The following is a 21,059-nucleotide window of genomic DNA, read 5'->3' as shown; positions in this document are numbered from 1 at the left end:
AGACCGATCCTTCCGGATCATTCCTTGGAGATCGTATAGACGTAGTTGGTGTCGAAGCTCGGTCCGAGCTTCAGGCCCTTGAGCTTCGCGGAGTATCCCGCCACTTCCGTCTGCTGGAAGATGATGACGAACGGGCCTTTTTCGAGAACTTCCTTCTGGAGGTTCTGATAGATGGCGGCGCGCTTGGCATTATCCTTTTCCAGAAGTGCCGACTGCGTTTCCTTCGTCAGCTCCGGAACGTCCCAGGCGTTGCGCCAGGCGAGCGTCTTGTTCTTGCCTTCTTCGGAGTTGTCGTAGTTGATCGTGAAGGTTTCGGCATTCGAGTTCGGGTCGAAATAGTCCGAACCCCACTGGCCGATATAGATATCGTGCGTGCGGGCGCGGTACTTGGTCAGCGTCTGCTTGCCGTCGCCCGGAATGATTTCCAGCTTGATGCCAGCCTGCGCCAGCGTCTGCTGTACGCTTTCGGCAATGCCGGTTACCGGCTGCGTGTTACGCACATCCATGGTCACGGTGAAGCCGTCCTTCAGGCCGGCCTTCGCCAGCAGTTCCTTGGCCTTGGCGACGTCGAGCTTGTATGGGTTCTCGTCAAGCGCGCCGAGCTGGCCCTTTGGCAGGAAGGTCTGGTGGATTTCGCCGATGCCCTTGATGATCGTCGCGCCGATCGCGTCGTAGTCGACGAGATATTTGAAGGCCTCGACGACCTCAGGCTTCTTCAGGTTCTCGTTCTTCTGGTTGAGGCTGAAGTAATAAACGGTGCCCTTGGGCGCGGAGGTGACGGCAAGGCCCTCCTTCTTGGAAACGGCTTCCATATCACCCGGCTCGAGGTTGCGGGCAACGTCGATATCACCGTTTTCAAGCGCCAGGCGCTGGCCGGAGCTTTCCTTCATGTGACGATAGACCACGCGCTTCAGCTTCGGCTTTTCGCCGTAGTAGTTCGGGTTCACTTCCAGAACGACGGATTCGTTGGCCTTCCACCCAAGGATCTTGTAGGGGCCGGAACCGGCATAACCTGTCTTCAGGAACGCATTGCCGAAATCGGTGTCGTATTTGTAGTCGGCACTCGGCGTGACGGGCTTGGCCTTTTCGGTCACCAGCTTCTTGTCGACAACTGCGGCAACCGTCGCGGTCAGAACGTTCAGCACGAAGCTCGGTGCATAGGGCTTGTCGACCGTCAGTACGAAGGTGTTGGCGTCCGTCGCTTTCGCCTTCTCAGTGACGTTGTCGCCCTTGAGACCGAACTGCGTCAGAAGGAATGCTGGCGACTTGTCGAGCTTGATGGCGCGTTCAAAGGAAAAGGCAACATCATCTGCCGTCACCGGATTGCCGGAGGCGAATTTCAGGCCGGTCTTCAGTTTGAAGGTATAGGTGAGACCGTCTTCAGAGGTCGTCCAGCTCTCGGCCAGATCGCCGATCACCTTGGAGGTGTCGTTGAGATCGATGGAAACCAGCTTGCTGTAGGTGTTGCCGGTTACTTCAGCTGCCGAAAGCTCGAATGCCTCACCCGGATCGAGCGTGATGATGTCGTCGATGGCGAAACCTTCAACCAGCGTATCTGCCGGCGTGGCAGCAAAAGCGTGCGGCGCAGACAGCATCATCAGCGAAAGAGCAGCGCTGGTGCTGAGAATACGCATGGACTTGTTGAGCGATTTGATCATAGGATCTCCCCTTTTGTTATGAGATTGATTTAGTTCGCTTTTATTTGCCTTCAGGCCGGCTCGTGCCAGGCCTGGGATAGGACGCGCAGCCAGTTTTCCCGGCATATTTTAGCAAGTTCTCCATCACCGTAGCCCGCCGATTTCAGCGCCGCAACCAGATTGTGGTTGCCGCTGGCATCGGCAACGCCAACGGGTACCGTCGCACCGTCGAAATCCGATCCGAGCGCCACGCAATCGATGCCCATGCGCTCCACCATGTAGTCGATGTGGCGCACCATGTCGGAAAGCGGCGTGTCGGCAATGTCGCGCGCATCCGCCCGCAGCATGGTGACCGCGTAGTTGAGGCCCACCAGACCGCCGCTCTCCTTGATGGCATCCATCTGCCGGTCAGTAAGATTGCGTGCGACGGGGGTGAGCGCATGTGCGTTGGAATGGCTGGCGATCAAAGGCTGGTTCGTGGTCTTCGCCACATCCCAGAAGCCCTTTTCGGTGATGTGGGCGAGATCGATGAGAATGCCGAGCCGGTTGCACTCCTTGACCAGCGCAAAACCGGCATCGGTAAGGCCGGGCGCGGTATCGGGCGACATTGGATAGGAGAAGGGAACGCCGTGACCGAAAATATTGTGCCGGCTCCAGACCGGACCGAGCGAGCGCAGGCCGGCGGCATAAAAAACCTCAAGCGCATCGAGATCGGCACCGATCGCCTCACAGCCTTCCATGTGCAGCACGGCCGCGAAAATATCCTCGGCAAAGGCCTTGCGGATATCGGCCGTCGAGCGGCAGAGGCGCCAGGCGCCGGCACGGTCAAGCCTGAGCGCGATCGCAGCCTTTTCCATCGCAATATCGAGCGAGGGCTGGCGTTCGAGCGGTGCCGCAAGCGGTGTATCGTAATGACCCTGCGCGTCCGGCTCCTGCAGGACCAGATCGCCGGAGGGAATGTAGATGGCGCAGATGCCGCCGCCGAGACCGCCTGCACGTGCACGCGGACCATCGATATGGCCTTCGCGCGTGCCGTTCTTGAATTCAGCCACCGGATCGCCACCGGCCTTGCTGTTGCGCCACAACCGAAGCAGCACATCATTATGACCGTCGAACACTGCATGCATGTCAAGAAATTCCAGTAAGCGGCAAAACCAAAGGGGGCGGGCAGACGCCGGAATAACACCGCGCGAGAGCAAACCGGCGCGTTTTTCGCCGACTGCTATAGTCTGTCAGAAACGATCTTAGGACGATCTCTCACGGCTCCGCAAGACGCAAATTAGGCAACGATGAAATTATCACCACTTGCCTTTTGCCGGGAATTGCGCAACGTCAAGCCTGCCAGCCGCCTTCGGCTTTTTTCAGCAGCGGCGTCGCGAAAACACCCCTCACCCGCTCCGGCCATTCCGGCCCGAAAGCAGCGATTTTTTGCATCCAGCGATCCGATTGCAGCATGGCAGCGCCGATTGCCAACGGCTTGATGCCGGATGAGGCGAGAAGCGAAAGACCTGAAATGATGGAACTGCCGCTGGAGATGACATCGTCCACCAGCGCCACCCGCCTGCCCTCGATGAGTGGCAACATGCGCGGATCGATGTAAAGCCGTTTTTCCTGCTTGGTGGTGATGGAGGACATCGGCACCGACAGTTCCTCCAGATACCAGAATTTGCGCGAAGTGCCGAGCGGCACATATCGCGAATGGCCGAGGTGACGGGCAACGGCTGCGGCAAGCGTGAGCCCCAGAGTCGGCAGGCCGATCACGACATCTGGCTTGAGTGGGCGAAGCTTTTCCGCAAGGTCGGCGGCCAGCACTTCCAGCACGTCAAAAGAGGCCTGATTGACGATGAGCGAGGCGAGCGCATGTTCGCCATCCGCCAAGGGCCGGATCGGCAGGCAGATCTGCCGCCCGTCATCCAGCTCCGCCGGAAAGAAAGCCGAATGCGGGCCTGTCGTATCGAATGAACGGGGCGGTAGAACAGCCTGCCAGAACTCATGCGGCGCGGCGGGGGATGATGCGGCGGGCGATGTGGATTGCGGCATCGGTTTTCCTTTCAGAAGCGGGACGGCAAAAGCGGAAGCGATTTTCATCCGCGCCATCCCCGTTCGACATATCAGGCATTTCGACAACCGCAGGCATGCGGCGGGTTCATTTCATTGGGTTTTTCAGCTAGAAGGAAACAAAGCAACAGGCATTCGGACAAGCCCACCTATGGCGTGGGTTTTCCCCATATTCAAGGACAAGCTACCCATGAGACTGCTGGACCGCATCGGCGAGGACCTGCCATTCCTGACGGAGCTTCGCCACGATCTCCACGCCCATCCGGAACTGGGCTTTGAAGAGGAGAGAACCAGCGCCATCGTTGCCGATCTTCTCGAAAGGGCGGGAGTGAAGGTGCATCGCGGCCTTGGCGGTACCGGCGTGGTCGGTACTTTGCAGGTGGGCAACGGCACCCGCAGCATCGGTCTTCGCGCCGACATGGATGCGCTCGCCATGCCGGAAATTCCAGACCGGCCCTATAAATCGAAGTTCCCCGGCAAGATGCATGCCTGCGGCCATGACGGCCACACCGCTATGCTGCTGGGCGCTGCGCGATACCTCGCCAGTACCCGCGATTTTTCCGGCACCGTCCATTTCATCTTCCAGCCGGCCGAAGAAGGCCGTGGCGGCGCCAAAAAAATGGTTGAGGACGGGCTTTTCGACCTGTTTCCCTGCGATGCAGTTTATGGCCTGCACAACATGCCGGGGCTTGGCGTTGACGAGATGGCCGTGGTGGAAGGACCGCAGCTTGCCTCTTCCGATAGCTGGCGCATCACCTTCAGGGGCATTGGCACCCACGGCGCCAAGCCGCATCTCGGCCGCGATCCGGTAACGGCGGCGGGCACCTTCCTCGCTTCGCTGCAAACCATCGTCGGCCGCGTCGTCGATCCGCTGCAACCTGCCGTCGTCAGCGCTTGCTCGGTGCAGGCGGGTGACCCGAAGGCGCTCAACGTCATTCCCGATCTCGTCGAAATCGGCGGCACGGCGCGGGCCTATGCGCCGGATGTGCGCAGCCAGCTTGAAACGGAAATCGGCAGGCTCGCCAAGGGTACGGCCGCGATGTTCGGCATCGAGGCAAGCTATGAATTCATCCGCCGCATTCCGCCCGTCATAAACGAGGCCGATGCGACGAAACGGGCGCTCCGAGCCGCCAAGACCGTCTTCGGCAACAAATCCCGCACCGCCTTCCCACCCTCGACCGCCGGCGACGACTTCGCCTTTTTCGCGGGCGAGGCCCCCGGCTGCTACGTCTGGCTCGGCAACGGCCCTGCGGTGGATGGCGCGCTGCACCACAACACCTCCTACGACTTCAATGACGCTGCAATCGTTCCAGGGGTCGCCTTCTGGGCAACGCTAGTGGAGCAGGAACTGGCGGCGGAATAGGGCGCAAGCCACTTTTTGCATTCCCAAATCTGAAAAGCCGGGCAGCGGCAGACGCGCTGCCCGGCTTTCTCGCTCAGATATTCCGGCGGTTCAGCATATACAGCGCCGTCAGGACAAGGCAGGCCATGATCGACGCATAGGCGACCACTGGCCATGCCGTATCACCCGGCAGGATGACGACAGCCAAGGTGCCCGCTATTCCCACAAACAGACTTTGAATGCAGAAATAGAAGGCGACGGCTGTTCCAGCCATGTGCCCGAACTCCTCCAGCGCGCCATTGGCGGTGACCGAAACCGTTAAAACGATCCCGACCGCCATGACCCACATCGGTACGATAAACGTCAAAAATGACGGAACCGCCCCGACTTCACCTGTAGTGAACAGAAACGCCGCCACCAACAACAGGGCCATGCCCCTCACGAGACTGCCCTGCACACCCCATCTGGCAACGAAAAACTTCGCAAAACGGGTGGTAACGATCATTGCGATTGCCACCGTTGCAAAAGCCAGGCTGAACTCCAACTCGGAGAGACCTGCCCTGCCGATCATGACGAGCGGAGCGGTGGAGAAGAATACGAAAAACGTACCCATGGCAGTGCTGAACCCAAGTGTATAGGTCCAGAAGCGACCACTGCCCAACATGCGCAGAGGCGATGGGCGTGACATCGCTGCCGTCGCCGGTCGGGTTTCGCTCCAGTTCATCACGGCGGCAACCGTCGCAATGAAAGCCGCCGCGCCCAGGGTGACGAAGATGGCACGCCAGCCGAATTCATTGGCGATGACCGCCCCGACGATCGGACCGAGTGCCGGGACGAATGCGAGAATGGAGCTGAACGTTCCGTATATCGTCGTTGCTTCCGCGCTGTCCGCATAGACGTCTCGAACGGTGGCGAAAGTGGCGACCAATGCCGCCGCCGCTCCAGCCGACTGAAGGAACCGGAAAACGATAAAGGCGCTCGCGGTTGTCACAGCTGCGAGGCAGAACGAGGCCACGACAAACAGTAGGGCGCCGCCGATCAAGACGGGCCGGCGGCCAATGCGGTCGGAGATAGGCCCAAACACGATTTGCCCAAGGCCGAGCATCACCATGTAAACGGTGAGCGTGAGTCGAACCACCATCGGTGTCGTGCCGAGGGCTTCCGGCATGATGGGAACGACCGGCAGGTAAATATCCATGGCCAGCGAGGCGAGAATATCAAAGGGAGCCATGAGCAGCATTGCTGCCAACAGCGATCTCCCCCAAACGGGAGTTGGAATAGACATGAGAATTGATCCGCTCAAATGAGGACATTTGGCGGCGTCTGCCCGATGAAACAGGGATCGCTCGACAGAACGCCGCAACAACGAAATATCGTCGTTGCGGCTTACTTATCTGATGACTTCGAGGCACCCATGTTCAACATCCCTATAAAGCGACAGGTAACAGGGGTTGGATTTAGCAATATGCCGGCTTTTTGGCAACGCCCGACCCTGGTTTACCCCATCACCGCAAGCACCGGGCTTTCCATCACCCGTCCCGGCAACACATCGGCAATGCCCATATCCGTCTGGTGAGGGCCGATATTGCAGGCAAGCGTGGCACCGAAACAGGCCTTGAAAACGAGATAGGGCGGTTGCCATTCCACCACCTTGCCGACAGCGGCGCGCAATTCCTCGAAAGCCTGTGCTACGTCTTCAAGCGGCGCATCGGAAACGAGGCCGGAGAGCGGCAGGGGTAGAAGAGCGGTCACCTTACCCTCAGAGGCGACAGCCATGCCGCCGCCTGCCGCAATCACCGCATTGGCGGCCAGCGCCATGTCTTCGGCATTACCGCCGAAAACGGTGAGGTTGTGGCTGTCATGCGAGACGGTGGTGGCAAAGGCGCCGTTCCAGCGTCCCCAGCCGGTAAGGAAGCCGGTCCTGGTAACTGGCTCGGCCTTGCCGTGGCGGTGGGTAACGGAAATCATCGTCGCGCCTTCGGGCGGAACGACGAAACCATCCTTCACCTCGGCTTCCGCCTCGCCCCATTGCGTGAAGCGTGGGCGGTCGATGGTGGCAAGGCGCACCCTCGCGCCCTCGCAGGCAACCCGGAAATCATCGGCATTACGCTGCGGCAGCTTCATCGAGCCTTCGAGCACCGCCGCATCACAGGCCGGAATGTCGACGAGCATATGCCCGCCTTCCGCAACCGCCCTGCCCCCTGCCAGAACGTGGCGGGCGGCAAAACCACTCAAATCCTCGAAAACGACGATGTCAGCGCGGCGACCGGCGGCGATGAGGCCGAGATCGGAACGGCCGAGCCGTTGTGCGGCATTGAGGGTCGCGGCGCGCAGCGCCCACTCGGGCCTCAGCCCGTAACCGACAAGGCGGCGCACCACATCATCCAGCCCACCGCCCCGCAGCAGGTCATCCGGGAACACGTCGTCTGTGCAGAGCGTCAGTGTCTGCGGCAGGTGGCCGAGCGTATTCAGCGCCTCCACAAATTCCGGCAGCAGATGATCGTGCGAGCCGCGCAGCTCGATGGTCAATCCCGCCCGAAGCTTCGCCATCAGGTCTTCAGCCGAGACCAGCTCGTGATCGGAAGAAACACCTGCCGCCATGAAGGCGTTGAGATCGGCGTTCTTCAGGCCGCGCGCATGGCCACAGATCAGCTTTTCCGAGACAAGACCGGCCTGTACGATACCGCTCATGCGCGGATCGCGGTCGATGACGCCGCGCATGTTCATGATTTCCGCAACGCCGCCAATCTGCGGCCATGACAGGATATCAGCGAGAATTCCGGCATCGAAATCAGCGCCGCCGCGCTCCAGCCCCGGTGCTGACGGCACTGAGGACGGTGCAAGCAGAATGGCGCGCAGCGGCAGGTTTTCGATGGATTTCGCAGCCCAGCGCACCCCTTCGACACCATGGACATTGCCGAATTCATGCGGGTCCCAGACGATAGTCGTAACGCCGCCGGCAACCACTGCCGCCGCATAGGCAGCAGGCGTTATCATCGAGCTTTCGATGTGCATATGCGTATCGATCAGGCCGGGCGAGACAAAAGCGCCCGACGCGTCGACGAGCTGCGCAGCATCGCTGCGGCTTGCCGGTTCGTGAACGCTGGCGATTAGCGGACCGACAATGCCGATATCAGCGGCGCGAAGCTCCCCCGTCACCACGTCCACCAGCGTTCCGCCGGTAATGAGAACATCGAAAGCCGCATCGCCTCGCGCAGCGGCAACCGCGCGGGCGCGCAGCGCATCGTCGTTGAGATCGGCCGGCTCGCGTATCGGGGATTGTGCACTCATCGGGCAGCCTCGCGGCGCAAAGCCTCGAGAACCGCAGCCTTTGCCGCTTCGGCATTCACGGTGTCGGCGAAATGCGCGTTGAAGGCGGCAACCTTGTCGGCACGCGGCTCAACTACCGTTCGCCCGCGCGTTAGCGCCGCGTGAAGCTCGACATCGATCCGCGTATGGCGCCAGCCAAGCAGCTCGGAGGTGAAGCCGACAGCGGCAACGGGATCGTAAAGCGCCATGGCCGGTCTGCCGCGTCTCGTGGCGATGCCGATGAAACCTTCCAGCAGGTCGGCAATCAGGCCGGCGTTTTTGCCGCCAGCATTTCGGATCGGCAGCACGTCGGCTGGCGAGGCGGTGACCTTGCGGCAGGCGTCCAGATCGACCATGCGCAGCGGCAGGCCGTTGGAAAGCACGATGGCCAGCGCTTCCGGATCGGCAAAGGCGTTGAATTCGGCAGATGCGGTGTGGTTGCCGCTCGTCACGCCGCCGCCCATCCAGGTCAGGTCTGAAATTCTGGCAACAAGATCAGGCCGGGCCAGGCAAAGGGCGGCGATATTGGTGAGCGGGCCGAGCGCGAGGATACGCTTTTCGCCTGCCCCCTCAAGCCAGCCGCACAGCGCAGTGAAAGCGTCGCTTTGTGGCAGAGCGGGCGCTTCCGGCAGGCTGCGGCCGACGGTCGGAATGCCGCTGTCACCCAGAATGCATTGTGCGGTTTCGAGCGCGCCAAGGACGGGTTTGGCACGGCCCTGATGGATGGGCATGGACCAGCCGAAGACGGCGACCGCGCCGGCGGCGTTGCGGCAGACAGCATCCAGCGTCGAATTGCCGAAGACCAGCGAAATGCCGTCTATGGCAAGGCCTGCCGATTGCACCACCATGATGGCGGCGATATCGTCAAAGCCCATATCGGTATCGATCCACACACCCATGATCAGCCAAACACCTTGAGACTTGCCGCCTTTTCGACCGGAAGGTCGAAGGCGAGCGTATCACCGATCGTATGGGCGCTCAGCGCAGCATCGGTCTCCGCCTTAATGGGACCAAGCGGCGTATCCAGCAGGTACTCACGGGAATTTCCGGCAAAGGATGTGCCGCGCACGGTTCCCTGGAAAGGACCTGAACCAAGGGTGACCATGCGCGGCCGCCAGGCCAGTCCAGATGCTGAAGGGACTGGTCCGGTAAGCGGTGTTGTGCCGTTTTCGGTCTTCAACGCGCCGCCTTCCAGCGCGAAGATGTTTTCAAAGCCGACGAAATCCGCCACGAAGGCGGAAACCGGCGCATTGTAGATCTCTTCCGGCGTACCGATCTGCTCAATCTTGCCGCCCTTCATGACGACAATACGGTCGGCCAGCGCGAGCGCCTCGATCTGGTCATGGGTGACGAAAATCATCGTCACACCGGTTTCCTTCTGCACGCGCTGCAATTCGGTGCGCATTTCAAGCCTGAGGCGCGCATCGAGGTTGGAGAGCGGCTCATCGAGCAGCAGCACCTTCGGCTCCATGACCATGGAGCGCGCCAGCGCCACGCGCTGCTGCTGGCCGCCGGAAAGCTCGGCGGGCTTGCGCGATGCGAAGTTCGACAATCCCACGGACTTCAGGCCGGAGGTAACCTTGTCATCAAGCGCCTTGCCGTTCATGCCCTTGAGTTTCAGGCCGAAGGCGACGTTTTCGTAAACCGTCAGGTGCGGAAACAGCGCATAGGACTGAAACACCAGCCCGACGGCGCGCTTGTTGGCGGCGACGCGGGTGATATCGGCGCCGTCGAGATCGATGCGTCCGGCCGCCACCGGCATCAGCCCGGCAATGGCGCGCATCGTGGTGGTCTTGCCACAGCCGGAAGGACCGAGCAGCGCGAGAAGTTCACCCTTGCGGATATCGAGGTCGAGATCCTTGACGGCGATGCTGTTGCCATAGGCGAGCGAGACTTTTTGGAGCGAAAGGTAATTTGCGTCAGACATAACGGGAGAACCCCAGAAAACGTTCGGCCAGGAAGACGATGCCGATGGAAAGGAAGGCGAGCAGCGAGGAGAGTGCGGCGACAGACGGATCGAAGACGATTTCCATGTAGCCCAGCATGTCGATGGGCAGCGTGCGCACGCCCGGACCCGACAGGAACAGCGACACGGGCACCTGATTGAAACTCGTCACGAAACCGAGGATGAAGGCCGACAGGATGCCGCCGCGAATATTGGGCAGCACCACACGGAAAAATGCGCCAAACCGCGACGAGCCGAGCAGCACCGCCGCCTCCTCGATATCCGAACGCAGATTGTTGAGGCTGGCCGAAACCACCCGTACCGCATAGGGCAGGATGAGCGCCGTGTGCGCGAGAAACAGGGCAAGCGTGATGCCGATGCCGAAGGGCACGACAAAATAGCGCAGCAGCGCCAGACCGACGATGATACCCGGCACGATGATCGGCGCCGAAACAATCGTGCGCACGGTTTCCGCAAAGGGCAGCTTGTAGCGCGACATGGCGTAGGAAGCGGGAATACCGAGGACGAGCGCCGTGAATGTGCCGCCGATGGCGAGGAACATCGACATCGCGAAGCTTTCACGGAAACTTTCGACGGTGAAGACCTTCGCGATCCATTTCAGTGAAAAGCCCTGCGGCGGAAAGGCGAGCGTGTCGCCGGCCGAAAATGAGGCCGCAACGATGATGAGGAACGGCCCGATGAGGAAGCCGACAACGAGCAGGAGCGTGAGCGGAATGAAGAGCTGCCGGGTCATTTCTTGTTCCTTGCGGTGGCGATGCGCTTCAGCAGGATATTGGCGGCAAAGCTCATGACGATCAGGATGAAGGCGATGACGCTGGCGGCGACAAAATTGTTGGAGACTGTCACCTGCTGGTAGAGCAGGGTTTCCAGCATCAGCACCTTGGAGCCGCCGAGAATGGCCGGCGTGATATAGGCCGTGAGCGAACCGGTGAAGACCAGCGTGCCGCCGACAACAAGCCCCTCCTTGGTGAGCGGCAGGATGACCTTCCAGAACACCTGAAGCCAGTTTGCGCCGAGAACGCGGGCGGCTGCGATCGTATCCTTGGGCATATTCTCCAGCGCGCTGATGAGGGAAATGATCATCAATGGCAGGAACAATTGCAGAAGGCCGATGAAAACAGCCGTTTCGGAAAACAGGATGCGGATCGGCGCATCGCTCAGTCCTACCGCCTGAAGCGCCTGGTTGACGATGCCGGTTCTGCCGAGAATGACGATCCAGGCATAGGTGCGGGCAACCGGCGAGATCATCAGCGGCAAGACGACCAGATTGACGACATGGCCTTTCGCGCCCTGCGACAGATTGACGATGGCGAAAGCCGCCGCATAACCCACCACCGCAGATACGATGGTGACGAGCGCGCCAAGCTTCAGGGTGCGCAGGAAAACCGCCCTGTTCAGCGGATCGGAGAAGAAATCGGCGTAAGCGGATAATGTCCAGCCGTCAGTGGTGTGAAAGCCCTCCGACAGGAGCATGAAGACCGGCACAAGAAAGACCGCCGCCGCGAAAATAGCGGCGGGCAAGGCAAGCGCCAGCGCTTCGGCCCGGTTCTGAAACATCACTTTATTCCCTGAACGGCCCGCGGCCGATTGTTACTGCAACCGGCCAGAGCCGGCTTGCGGAATTGAGAGGTGGAAAAGCGGTCAGGGGACGACCAAACCGCTTTTCCGGGAATGGAGCCGCCCTTTCGGACGTTTTAAATGCCCCATTCCAAACCTTGATAAGGACTTACTGGCCGACCTTGGCATTCCACTCCGACAGCCACTTGTCGCGGTTGTCGAGCGTCACGTCGGAAGGAATGAGCTGCAGGCTTTTTGCGGTTTCGTCGCCATAGGTGATGTTGTTCGCCACCTCGTCAGACACCTTGACTTCCTTGTTGGTCGGGCTGTCCACCAGCTTTTCGGCCAGCGCCTTCTGAACGTCGGTCGAGAGCCAGAAATCCATGAACTGCAGCGCCAGATCTTCGTTCTTCGTGCCCTTCGGCACCACGAGCACATTCATGCCGCCGGTCTGGCCTTCCTTGGGGGTTGCCCAGGCAAGCGGCAGATCGAGCTTGGTAAAGGGCGCCCAGGAGAAGCGGCCGATGGGGGCGGCCCAGATTTCTTCCTGCTGCATGAGCTGCACCAGCTGCGACGATTTCACGTAGAACGTGACGATATCGTCCTTCTTTTCGCCCACGGCTTCGATAGCGCCGGAAAGATCAGGCGTGTCCTTGCCGATGGCCTTGCCCAGCATGTAAAGCGCCGGCGGGCCCTGATTGGTGGTGACATTCGGGAAAGCGACGTGGTCGACGATACCGTCCTTCAAAAGATCGGCCCAGCTATCGATCTTCATCTTGTCTGTGCGGTAAACGATTGACGTGGCGTAGAAATTGACGCCAACGCTCATGCCGTCGCCATTCGGATCCTTGGCGATGTCATAGAGCTTGCCGATATTCGGCACCTTGGCGGCATCGATCTTCTGGATCAGGTCCTTGCGGGTGGCGGAAAGCGCATCCGCCATGGAAACGATGGCGAGATCGACCACCGGATTGGCCTTGTTGGCCTCTATCTTGGCCAGACGCTCAACGCTGTTGCCGGTCTCGACGACCAGCTTGCAGCCGCATTGCTTCTCGAACGGTGTATAGACCAGTTCCTTGAATTCGTCCTGCGCGAAAGCGTAGACCGAGATCGTCAGCGTCTTGTCCTGCGCCTGCGCGGCACCCATCGTCAGCATCAGGGCGGCGCCCGATGCAAGAATGATTTTTTTCATGGTGTGAGTTCTCCTGCTGTCGTGTTTTTGGCTTCAATCGCATCATGCTTTTTTTCGCCGGTGGAGCCGCGCATGATCAGCGCCATCGGTACTTTCGAGATTTCTGCCGTAACCTCGGCAGCAATGCCGTTTTCGAAACCCGCCTCGCCATCGATCGCGCGCAACAGTGCGTCCACGGCCAGATCGGCGATGCGGCGCATATCCATGCGCATCGTCGTCAGCGGCGGCGTCACAACGGCGGAAAAAATCAGATCGTCGAAGCCGGTTACACTCGCCTCTTCCGGCACCTCGATGCCCTCGCGCTGCAATTCGGTGAGCGCGCGCAACGCATGCAGGTCGGATACGGCAGCAAAGGCAGTGAAACCATCCCTCACCTTTTCGGCAAGGCCGAGACGGCAACCCGCACCATCCGCCTTTTCAATGGCGTCCACCCACAGCGTCTCCGTGACGCAGGCCTTGCCGAGACCATCGCGAATGCCGCCGAGGCGGTCGTTCTGTACATTGGAGTCGCGGTTTTTGCCGATCAGCACCACCTTGTCGTGTCCAAGGGCTGTCAGGTATTCGCCGATCTGCCGGCCGCCATCCCAGTGGTCAGCGGCTACCGTGTTTCCGGGCGTCGAGGGGCTGTCGATCACCGCCACCGGGCAATCGACATCCGCGATACGCGTGCCGCGGCGGGGAACGACGACCATGCCATCCACTCCACGCTCGATCAGCCGGTTGATGGCATCCGTCTGCATGGCGATCTCGCCGCGCGAGTCGGCGATCAGAACACCGTAACCGGCATTGACGGCTGCCTTTTCGATGGCCTGCGCGATCTGTGGGAAGAGTGGATTGGCGATATCCGGCAGCACCAGCCCGAGAACTCCTGACCTGCCGGTGCGCAACGCCCTGCCCGCCGAACTCGGCACATAACCAAGTTCGCTTGCGGTCCTGCGGATGCGCTCCACCAGTTCCGGCGAAACACGGCCCTTGCCCGACAGCGCATTGGACACGGTTGCAACCGACACGCCGAGTGCCGCTGCTATCGCGCTCAGATTGGTGGCAGGCCGTGAAGACGCCATGATGGTCCGAAAGGGCTGATTAAACGTTTAATCACGATAGTCGACCAAAACCGTCCTGTCGAGTCCGGCCACAGACAAAACCGGGCAAAAATCGAGGCACGAACTCTAAATGCCCGAAAAAAGTGCGCTTATTTTTACAGTGGCAGATTGCCCGCCGCACGATAGGCCTCGACCTGCCGTACCAGCCAGTCGCGAAACAGCACGACTGGAACGTGGTTGGCACGGGATAGCGGCGCCACCGCATAATAGGAACTCGGGCTTTTGGCCTGATGATCGTAGGCTTTCACCAGTTGCCGCGATTTCAATTCGTTATCAATCAGGAAAAGCGGCATCAAAGCCACGCCAAGCCCGGCGATACAGGCCTGTGCCACGCTGGAAAACTGCTCGAAGCGCATGCCCTGCGGCAAGGCGAGCGAATGGCCGAGGCTCTCGAACCAGTGGCTCCAGGCACCCGGCCGCGAGGCCATGTGCAGCAGTGGCAGGCCGGCAATATCCTCACCCTTTTCGACCGGATGCGCCTTCAGGAATTCGGGGCTGCACACCGGCGCAACCATCTCATGCATCAGAAAGGTGCTTTCCGCCCCCGGCCAATCCGCCTGCCCGATGTGGATCGCCATATCCAGTTGCTCACGCTCGAAGTCGAACTGGCCGATGCGGGTGGCGAAATTGATGGTGATTTCCGGATGACTGGAGACGAAATCAGGAATGCGCGGCAGAAGCCAACGGGTGCCGAATGTCGGCAGCATCGCTAGATTGAGCGTATTGCCATGCGTTTTGGTCATGATCTGCAGCGAGGCGGCGCGTATCTCGCCAAGGGCTGCGGCAATCGATTTCGCGTAAGCACCACCCTCGGTCGTCAGTGACACTCCACGCGCGCCGCGCTCGAACAGGCGCACGCCAAGCTGTTCTTCCAGTGACATAACCTGACGGCTGATCGCCCCTTGCGTCAAGGCAAGTTCATCGGCAGCGGCTGAAAAGCTGCCAAGCCGAGCAACGGAATCAAAGGCGGCAAGCGCACTGGTGGAAGGCAGGAGTTTGCGGCTGAGAGACGTCATGAGCCATTACTATATGTAATGCAAAAATGAGTAAACATGGCTTGTGCCATCAGGGGCTAACACGAATAATCCGGCCAGCAAATCCGGAGGCATAACGTGAGCGAACGCGCAGCATTCAATTGGCAGGACCCTTTTCTGCTGGAAGACCAACTGACCGACGACGAGCGGATGATCCGCGACGCCGCCGCAGCCTTCGGCAAATCGGAACTTATGCCGCGTGTGTCCGAGGCCTATCTTTCCGAGACCACCGAACCGGAACTGTTCCGCCTGATGGGCCGTACCGGCCTGCTCGGCATCACCCTGCCGGAAGAATATGGCGCCGCAAATGCCAGCTATGTGGCCTATGGCCTTGTAGCGCGTGAGGTGGAGCGCATCGACAGCGGTTATCGCTCGATGATGAGCGTGCAGTCCTCGCTCGTCATCCATCCGATCTTCGCTTATGGCTCGGACGAACAGAAGAAGAAATACCTGCCCGGTCTCGTCTCCGGCGAGCTGATCGGCTGTTTCGGCCTGACCGAACCGGATGCCGGCTCCGATCCGGGCGGAATGAAGACCCGTGCCGAAAAGATCGCCGGCGGATATCGCCTGCGCGGTTCGAAAATGTGGATTTCCAATGCCCCCATCGCCGATGTCTTCGTCGTCTGGGCGAAATCCGAAGCCCACGACAACCAGATTCGCGGCTTCGTGCTGGAAAAGGGCATGAAGGGTCTGTCTGCTCCGAAGATCGGCGGCAAGCTTTCGCTGCGCGCCTCCATAACAGGCGAGATCGTCATGGATGGCGTGGAAGTGGGCGAAGATGCGCTGCTTCCGAATGTTTCCGGCCTGAAAGGCCCGTTCGGCTGCCTCAACCGCGCCCGCTACGGCATTTCCTGGGGCGTGATGGGCGCTGCGGAAGATTGCTGGTTCCGCGCCCTGCAATATGGTCTCGACCGCAAGCAGTTCGGCAAGCCGCTGGCCGGCATGCAGCTTTACCAGAAAAAGCTGGCCGACATGCAGACCGAGATCGCTCTCGGCCTCCAGGCATCGCTGCGCGTCGGCCGCGTGATGGACGAGCACAAAATGGCGCCGGAAATGATCTCCATCATCAAGCGCAACAATTGCGGCAAGGCGCTGGATATCGCCCGCCAGGCCCGCGACATGCATGGCGGCAACGGCATCCAGATCGAGTACCACGTGATGCGCCACGCCCAGAACCTCGAAACGGTCAACACCTATGAGGGCACGCACGATGTTCACGCGCTGATCCTCGGCCGGGCACAGACGGGCATTCAGGCGTTTTTCTGAGACCTTCTCCGCATCATTTCCTTCATGAAAAAAAGGCCTTCGAAAATCACTTCGAAGGCCTTTTTAGTTTTCCGGTTCAGGCAATCGCTTAGAACGTGCCTCTAACACCTATGCCGAACATGCGCGGTTCGGTCATGCTGGCCTCGATGCCGCCAATGCCGCGGTTCTGCTGCATATAGGTCGGCGCACGCTCGTCGAAGACGTTTTTCACGTAAGCGTAGACCTCCATCTCCTCCTGGAACTTGTAGCTCGCGCGTACATCGGCGATGGTGTAGGGGTCGATCGCATAGGCAGCCGTGTTGGCCGTATCGGAATAATAACCATCGATATGACGCACCTGACCCGAGACGGTGAACTTGTCGGTCACATCCCAGCTTGCCCCGATGCTGAACATGTAACCAGGCGATTTCGCGAATTCATTGCCTGCATAGCTGGCATTGCTGGAAATCTGGTCGATTTCGGTCTTCAGCACGCCGGCACTTGCCTTCAGCGTCAGATTGTCGAGAACCTGATAATCGGCGCCGACTTCCAGACCATAGGCATGCGCTTTCTGCGCATTGATGGTGTAGGATTGAGTAATGCCTGACGAGATAACGACCGGAATATTGTACTGGGCGTCCTTGTAATCCATGTAGAACAGGTTGCTGTTGAGCGTCAGCCTGTCATCCAGCAACTTCGCGCGCGTGTAGAGTTCGTAGTTCCAGATGGTTTCCTTCTCGAAGGGCAACCATTGGCCCGACGAGATGTTCAGCGATATGCCGCCGGGATTGTAACCACGGCTGATCATGCCGCCAACGGTCCAGTCATCATTGATCGCGTAAGCGAGCGAGGCCTTGGGAAGCAGCTCGGAGAATGTCTCGTCAAAATCCACCGCCCTGGCCGAATAGACGGATCGGCCCGCCCGCTGGATACGGTCGGTCTGGTAACGCAGGCCGCCGGTAAGCGTCCACTGGTCCGTCAAACGATAGCTCAGCTCGCTGAAGATACCTAGATTGTCCTTGGTATCATCGAATGTCGAAACGCTGTTGTTGTAGGTACCCCGCAGATAAAGAACTTCATCGGCCTGCGTGTGGGCGTAAAATATGCCCGCGACGCCGCTCAGCACATCTTCCTGATCACCGAAGGTCACACGGGTCTCGTGGGACGTGTTCGTCTGATCGATATTGGCATCGCCATTATTGACCACACCCACCCTGCGGCGCGCATCGGAAGCGGAAAATTGGGTCTGGTTGAAGAGTTTTACGCCGTTTTCAAAGTCGTAATTGATGTCGAGAATGCCGGTGTGGGTATTCTGGCTCCAGCTCGGCATGGTGGTGGTGATGTGGTTGAGATCCTCGAAAGGACGCGACGCCGCTTCCTGGCTCGGCCGGTTGGCGGCGTTATAGGAATAGGTCAGCTTGGTCGTCAGGCCCGGAATTTCCGGCGGTTCCCACAGAAGCTTGAAACGCGCGTTGAATTCCTTGAAATCCTGGTTGGTGCCTGCGTGGGCAAAACCGGAATTGATGTAATCGATAAAGGTATCGCGACCCGAATAATCGATTGCCAGACGCGCCGCCAGCTCGTCTTCGATCAACGGGCCTGAGACCGCAAAGGACGCCCGCTTCTGGTGATAGTTCCCGATTTCGGCCTGATAGCTTGCTTCCGGCGTAAACGTCGGGTCCTTGGTATTGACGAGAATGGCGCCGGCAATGGCGTTGGCGCCCTGCGATGTGGTCTGCGGCCCACGGAAGACCTCGATGCTTTCGACATCCCAGATGGAGGTCGCGCCATAGATGAACTCGTTATAACCGAGATAGTGACCATCGACGTTGATGGTGGCGCGCGGCACGGTGCCGGCGAAGAACGCCGTTGCTCCGGTGTTCGGGCCCTGCGTGTCGAGACCGCGAATGATCGGGGCGCTGACATTGTCGGTATAAACAACGTTTGGAATGTCCTTGATCGCATCTGAGACGGTTGGATCGCCGGTCTTTTCCTTTTTCAGTTCATCGCTGGATTTGACCGAGACAGAAGACGCCGTGTTCTTCATGTCGCGCGCGACTTTTTCGCCGGTCACCACAATCGGCTTGAGAACGGTCGTTCCCGAGGCCTCGGCCTGTTGCTCCTGAGCGAAAACCGGCGTCACAAACAGGGCGGCCAGCGTCAAAACGCTGACCCCGCCCATCAAACGGCCGCTAGTACGAAACCCCATAACACACCCCTAGTAAACATGAGTATTAAAGTCATATTCAAGTAACGGAAGCGTTATCCGTTTCGCAATAGAGAATGCGTTCCGTATTGTGGGCGGATAGGGTTCCGTAACGGGATGTGCCATATTTACAACAAAGTTTATCGACTGGCCGGTGTCATGCAGTTCCCCGCCTCAAGGGGAAGGCGTTGAAATGGCTCAGAAATCGATTCCGATTTCCAGTCGGATGCGCTAGGCATGTTCACGACATAAATCGGGGAGCGGACTTGGACGCCATGGATGACGAGCGAGACAATCTGCCTGAAAACGACGGAGAGAAGCGCTCTGCCCTCATTCAGTCGGTCTCTATTGCTGCACGCTTTCTCGACCTTCTGGCAAAATCGGACGGGGCGCTTGCACTCGGCGAACTCGCCAAACGCGCCGGCACAGGCCGCTCCACAGCTCATCGTTACCTGCAAAGCCTCGTGCGGGAAGGACTGGTGGCGCAGGACCCTGCAACCGGCAGCTACGACCTCGGCCCAACCGCGCTCTCGATAGGCGTCAGCGCACTCAGACGAATCAATCCGGTCGAAACCGCCGGTCGACAGATGAAAGCACTGGCCTCGAAGATCGGCGCCAGTTGCGGTGTAGCGATCTGGACAGATCGCGGCCCGGCCGTGGTGCAGTGGCACAGGAGTGCCAGCTTCTCCATCAGCACCGTGGCGCTGGGGGATGTTCTACCGCTGGATAACAGCGCCTGCGGGCTGGTTTTTCAGGCTTATCTGCCACCGGACAGGACAGCGTCGGTGCGCAAGCTGCAGCCGCCCGCTTTTCGCGGGTCCCGCCCAGACGCCAAAGTCCTGCACGCCATTCGTGAGACAGGCGGCGCGGAACTCAACGAACATCTGTTCTCCGCCCTGACCGGCAAGGCCGCCCCGGTTTTCGACGCGCAGGGCGAAATCTGTTGCGTCGTCACCACCGTGTCTTTCCTCGCGACCGCCGAGACGGAGCGGCACTTTCCGCAGCTTCTTGAAGCGGCCGGAAAGGCGACGGCAGAATCCGACGGCTCGTAAACCTATCCGGCCAGGTGGTCGGCGAAGGTGCTGCCGGAATAGGCGGTGCGGAAGAGCCCGGCATCACCGAGCCTTGGAAGCAGCCGCTCCAGCACCAGCCGCATCGATGCGACCGAACCGCCGGGCACCGCGACGAAACCATCTATCGCGCTGGCCGCCACCCATTCGCGGATGCTTTCAAAAGCATCCTCGACCGTGCCGATGATCTGCCAGTGGCCCGATCCCATCACTTCCGGTCGCCGCAACAATTCGGCAACGCTCAGCGTTTCCCGTTCGATCAGCCGGCGGAGCAGATTGGCATGGGTGCGGCTTCTCGGTGTCTCGGGCGGCGGCGGCAAGTCAGACGGGGTGACGATCCGCGTGAGCGACCAGTCGGAAAGGTCAAGACCCGTCAGATTTTGAATAGATGCAAATATGCGGCCACGGTTGGCCCTTTCGTGGGTCTCCGCAAACAGCTCCAGCGCCTCGTTCTTGGTGTCCGCCAGATAAAGACTGAGACCCGGCATCAGCTTCATCACATCCGGTGAGCGCCCATGCCGCTCCGCTCTTTGCCGTAAATCCGCCCGAAGTTCGATTGCCGCCTGCATATCCGGCGTCGAGGCAAAGACCGCATCCGCAACGGAGGCTGCGAAATCGCGGCCTTCGGGGGAAGCTCCAGCCTGCACCAGTGGAATACGGCTGGAATGGGCCGGCAGGTTGAGCGGGCCTTTGACGCTGAAGTGCTTTCCTTCATGCGCGATTGGCTGGACCAGCGACGAATCTGCAAAACGCCCGCTCTCTTTGTCCAGCTTCAGCGCCTCGTTGGGAAAGCTCGCCCAGAGCTGCTGTACTACCTGCGTGAACTCGGCGGCGCGTTCATAACGCTCCTGCGGCGACGGCATTTCTTTCAGGCCGAAATTTTCGTGGCCGTCCAGCGCCGTGACGATGTTCCATCCCGCCCGGCCATTGCTCAGCCAGTTCAGCGATTGCAGTTGGCGGGCAACCACATATGGCGGCAGGAATGTCGTCGAAACCGTGGATAACAGGCCGACATGGCTGGTCTCCCGTGCGATGGCGGCCAGAAGCATGTTCGGGTCCATGCTCGCAAATCCGCCGCCGGTCTCCAGCCCCTCGGTGCGCAGAAACAGCGTGTCGGGCCGGAAGACAAAATCCACATGCGCAGCCTCGGCGCGCTTTGCAAGATCGACGAAATAATCGCTGGAGAAAACCCCGTCTATACCGCTGTCTTGACGCCGCCATGCCTCGCCGCTGAGCCAGGTTGGCGCCAGCGACATGCCGACGTGAAGCTTGAGCGCGACTGACATGAAACACCTCGAATGAAAAATCATCACGAAATCCGCGATGTGAATCGGCAAATT

17 protein-coding genes are annotated in these 21,059 nt (G+C 59.9%); 3 read left to right on the top strand and 14 right to left on the bottom strand.

Going from position 1 to position 21,059, the window contains the following annotated elements; all coding sequences use genetic code 11:
- Positions 1 to 17: 17 nt before the first annotated feature.
- From CRP02_RS10300 to CRP02_RS10290, 3 genes are all read right to left on the bottom strand, one after another.
- Positions 18 to 1,658: an ABC transporter substrate-binding protein gene (locus CRP02_RS10300; protein ID WP_097099524.1), complete on the bottom strand. Its 1,641-nt coding sequence runs from the start codon at positions 1,656 to 1,658 to the stop codon at positions 18 to 20.
- 50 nt (positions 1,659 to 1,708) lie between these two features.
- Complete coding sequence (locus CRP02_RS10295; protein ID WP_097099525.1) at positions 1,709 to 2,764, bottom strand: dipeptidase; 1,056 nt, start codon at positions 2,762 to 2,764, stop codon at positions 1,709 to 1,711.
- Positions 2,765 to 2,969: 205 nt separating this feature from the next.
- On the bottom strand, positions 2,970 to 3,677 hold the full coding sequence (locus tag CRP02_RS10290) for a phosphoribosyltransferase (RefSeq protein WP_097171320.1): 708 nt from the start codon (positions 3,675 to 3,677) through the stop codon (positions 2,970 to 2,972).
- A gap of 208 nt (positions 3,678 to 3,885) precedes the next feature.
- Between CRP02_RS10290 and CRP02_RS10285 the strand changes: the two genes are divergently transcribed.
- A complete protein-coding gene (locus CRP02_RS10285; protein WP_179783980.1) occupies positions 3,886 to 5,058 on the top strand; it encodes a M20 aminoacylase family protein in 1,173 nt (390 codons plus the stop codon).
- A 73-nt stretch (positions 5,059 to 5,131) separates the two neighbouring features.
- On the opposite strand, the gene cml is transcribed toward CRP02_RS10285, so the two are convergent.
- The 9 genes from cml to CRP02_RS10240 form a co-directional block, all read right to left on the bottom strand.
- Positions 5,132 to 6,322 (bottom strand): CmlA/FloR family chloramphenicol efflux MFS transporter, encoded by a 1,191-nt coding sequence (gene cml, locus CRP02_RS10280; RefSeq protein WP_097171002.1) that lies wholly within the window; start codon positions 6,320 to 6,322, stop codon positions 5,132 to 5,134.
- A gap of 212 nt (positions 6,323 to 6,534) precedes the next feature.
- Positions 6,535 to 8,328 carry an adenine deaminase gene (locus tag CRP02_RS10275; protein ID WP_097171001.1) on the bottom strand — a complete coding sequence of 598 codons (1,794 nt, stop codon included), beginning with the start codon at positions 8,326 to 8,328 and terminating at the stop codon, positions 6,535 to 6,537.
- Positions 8,325 to 9,245 carry a nucleoside hydrolase gene (locus CRP02_RS10270; RefSeq protein WP_097171000.1) on the bottom strand — a complete coding sequence of 307 codons (921 nt, stop codon included), beginning with the start codon at positions 9,243 to 9,245 and terminating at the stop codon, positions 8,325 to 8,327. The genes CRP02_RS10275 and CRP02_RS10270 overlap by 4 nt, the downstream gene beginning before the upstream one ends.
- A 2-nt stretch (positions 9,246 to 9,247) precedes the next feature.
- Positions 9,248 to 10,273, bottom strand: a complete 1,026-nt coding sequence (locus CRP02_RS10265) for an ABC transporter ATP-binding protein (protein WP_097170999.1) — start codon at positions 10,271 to 10,273, stop codon at positions 9,248 to 9,250.
- On the bottom strand, positions 10,266 to 11,045 hold the full coding sequence (locus CRP02_RS10260; RefSeq protein WP_003504740.1) for an ABC transporter permease: 780 nt from the start codon (positions 11,043 to 11,045) through the stop codon (positions 10,266 to 10,268). The genes CRP02_RS10265 and CRP02_RS10260 overlap by 8 nt, the downstream gene beginning before the upstream one ends.
- Positions 11,042 to 11,869 (bottom strand): ABC transporter permease, encoded by an 828-nt coding sequence (locus CRP02_RS10255; protein WP_003504739.1) that lies wholly within the window; start codon positions 11,867 to 11,869, stop codon positions 11,042 to 11,044. The genes CRP02_RS10260 and CRP02_RS10255 overlap by 4 nt, the downstream gene beginning before the upstream one ends.
- A gap of 169 nt (positions 11,870 to 12,038) precedes the next feature.
- Entirely contained in the window at positions 12,039 to 13,061 is a 1,023-nt protein-coding gene (locus tag CRP02_RS10250) for an ABC transporter substrate-binding protein (protein WP_097170998.1), read from the bottom strand.
- Entirely contained in the window at positions 13,058 to 14,125 is a 1,068-nt protein-coding gene (locus CRP02_RS10245; RefSeq protein WP_097170997.1) for a LacI family DNA-binding transcriptional regulator, read from the bottom strand. The genes CRP02_RS10250 and CRP02_RS10245 overlap by 4 nt, the downstream gene beginning before the upstream one ends.
- A gap of 134 nt (positions 14,126 to 14,259) precedes the next feature.
- On the bottom strand, positions 14,260 to 15,180 hold the full coding sequence (locus CRP02_RS10240) for a LysR family transcriptional regulator (RefSeq protein ID WP_097099535.1): 921 nt from the start codon (positions 15,178 to 15,180) through the stop codon (positions 14,260 to 14,262).
- Positions 15,181 to 15,276: 96 nt separating this feature from the next.
- On the opposite strand from CRP02_RS10240, the gene CRP02_RS10235 reads away from it, so the two are divergent.
- Positions 15,277 to 16,464 (top strand): acyl-CoA dehydrogenase, encoded by a 1,188-nt coding sequence (locus CRP02_RS10235; RefSeq protein WP_097170996.1) that lies wholly within the window; start codon positions 15,277 to 15,279, stop codon positions 16,462 to 16,464.
- 88 nt (positions 16,465 to 16,552) lie between these two features.
- On the opposite strand, the gene CRP02_RS10230 is transcribed toward CRP02_RS10235, so the two are convergent.
- A complete protein-coding gene (locus CRP02_RS10230) occupies positions 16,553 to 18,652 on the bottom strand; it encodes a TonB-dependent receptor (RefSeq protein WP_097170995.1) in 2,100 nt (699 codons plus the stop codon).
- Positions 18,653 to 18,924: 272 nt separating this feature from the next.
- Here CRP02_RS10230 and CRP02_RS10225 point away from each other — a divergent pair, with 272 nt between their 5' ends.
- Complete coding sequence (locus tag CRP02_RS10225) at positions 18,925 to 19,701, top strand: IclR family transcriptional regulator (protein ID WP_097170994.1); 777 nt, start codon at positions 18,925 to 18,927, stop codon at positions 19,699 to 19,701.
- Between the two features lie 2 nt (positions 19,702 to 19,703).
- Here the strand turns inward: CRP02_RS10225 and CRP02_RS10220 are convergent, their stop codons facing one another.
- Positions 19,704 to 21,005 (bottom strand): NtaA/DmoA family FMN-dependent monooxygenase, encoded by a 1,302-nt coding sequence (locus CRP02_RS10220; RefSeq protein ID WP_097171319.1) that lies wholly within the window; start codon positions 21,003 to 21,005, stop codon positions 19,704 to 19,706.
- Between the last annotated feature and the right edge of the window lie 54 nt (positions 21,006 to 21,059).

The sequence above is a fragment of the Rhizobium sp. AN5 genome (assembly GCF_900215255.1).
Classification (GTDB): Bacteria; Pseudomonadota; Alphaproteobacteria; order Rhizobiales; family Rhizobiaceae; genus Agrobacterium; species Agrobacterium tumefaciens.
This window is presented reverse-complemented; position numbering and strand designations above follow the sequence as displayed.

Bases quoted from the DNA above. Each gene is read 5' to 3' on its own strand.
- CRP02_RS10250 (WP_097170998.1), bottom strand. From the start codon at position 13,061: ATGAAAAAAATCATTCTTGCATCGGGCGCCGCCCTGATGCTGACGATG.
- CRP02_RS10275 (WP_097171001.1), bottom strand. From the start codon at position 8,328: ATGAGTGCACAATCCCCGATACGCGAGCCGGCCGATCTCAACGACGAT.
- CRP02_RS10225 (WP_097170994.1), top strand. From the start codon at position 18,925: ATGGATGACGAGCGAGACAATCTGCCTGAAAACGACGGAGAGAAGCGC.
- CRP02_RS10285 (WP_179783980.1), top strand. From the start codon at position 3,886: ATGAGACTGCTGGACCGCATCGGCGAGGACCTGCCATTCCTGACGGAG.
- CRP02_RS10265 (WP_097170999.1), bottom strand. From the start codon at position 10,273: ATGTCTGACGCAAATTACCTTTCGCTCCAAAAAGTCTCGCTCGCCTAT.
- CRP02_RS10295 (WP_097099525.1), bottom strand. From the start codon at position 2,764: ATGCATGCAGTGTTCGACGGTCATAATGATGTGCTGCTTCGGTTGTGG.
- CRP02_RS10260 (WP_003504740.1), bottom strand. From the start codon at position 11,045: ATGACCCGGCAGCTCTTCATTCCGCTCACGCTCCTGCTCGTTGTCGGC.
- CRP02_RS10230 (WP_097170995.1), bottom strand. From the start codon at position 18,652: ATGGGGTTTCGTACTAGCGGCCGTTTGATGGGCGGGGTCAGCGTTTTG.
- CRP02_RS10270 (WP_097171000.1), bottom strand. From the start codon at position 9,245: ATGGGTGTGTGGATCGATACCGATATGGGCTTTGACGATATCGCCGCC.
- CRP02_RS10240 (WP_097099535.1), bottom strand. From the start codon at position 15,180: ATGACGTCTCTCAGCCGCAAACTCCTGCCTTCCACCAGTGCGCTTGCC.
- CRP02_RS10300 (WP_097099524.1), bottom strand. From the start codon at position 1,658: ATGATCAAATCGCTCAACAAGTCCATGCGTATTCTCAGCACCAGCGCT.
- CRP02_RS10255 (WP_003504739.1), bottom strand. From the start codon at position 11,869: ATGTTTCAGAACCGGGCCGAAGCGCTGGCGCTTGCCTTGCCCGCCGCT.
- cml (WP_097171002.1), bottom strand. From the start codon at position 6,322: ATGTCTATTCCAACTCCCGTTTGGGGGAGATCGCTGTTGGCAGCAATG.
- CRP02_RS10290 (WP_097171320.1), bottom strand. From the start codon at position 3,677: ATGCCGCAATCCACATCGCCCGCCGCATCATCCCCCGCCGCGCCGCAT.
- CRP02_RS10220 (WP_097171319.1), bottom strand. From the start codon at position 21,005: ATGTCAGTCGCGCTCAAGCTTCACGTCGGCATGTCGCTGGCGCCAACC.
- CRP02_RS10245 (WP_097170997.1), bottom strand. From the start codon at position 14,125: ATGGCGTCTTCACGGCCTGCCACCAATCTGAGCGCGATAGCAGCGGCA.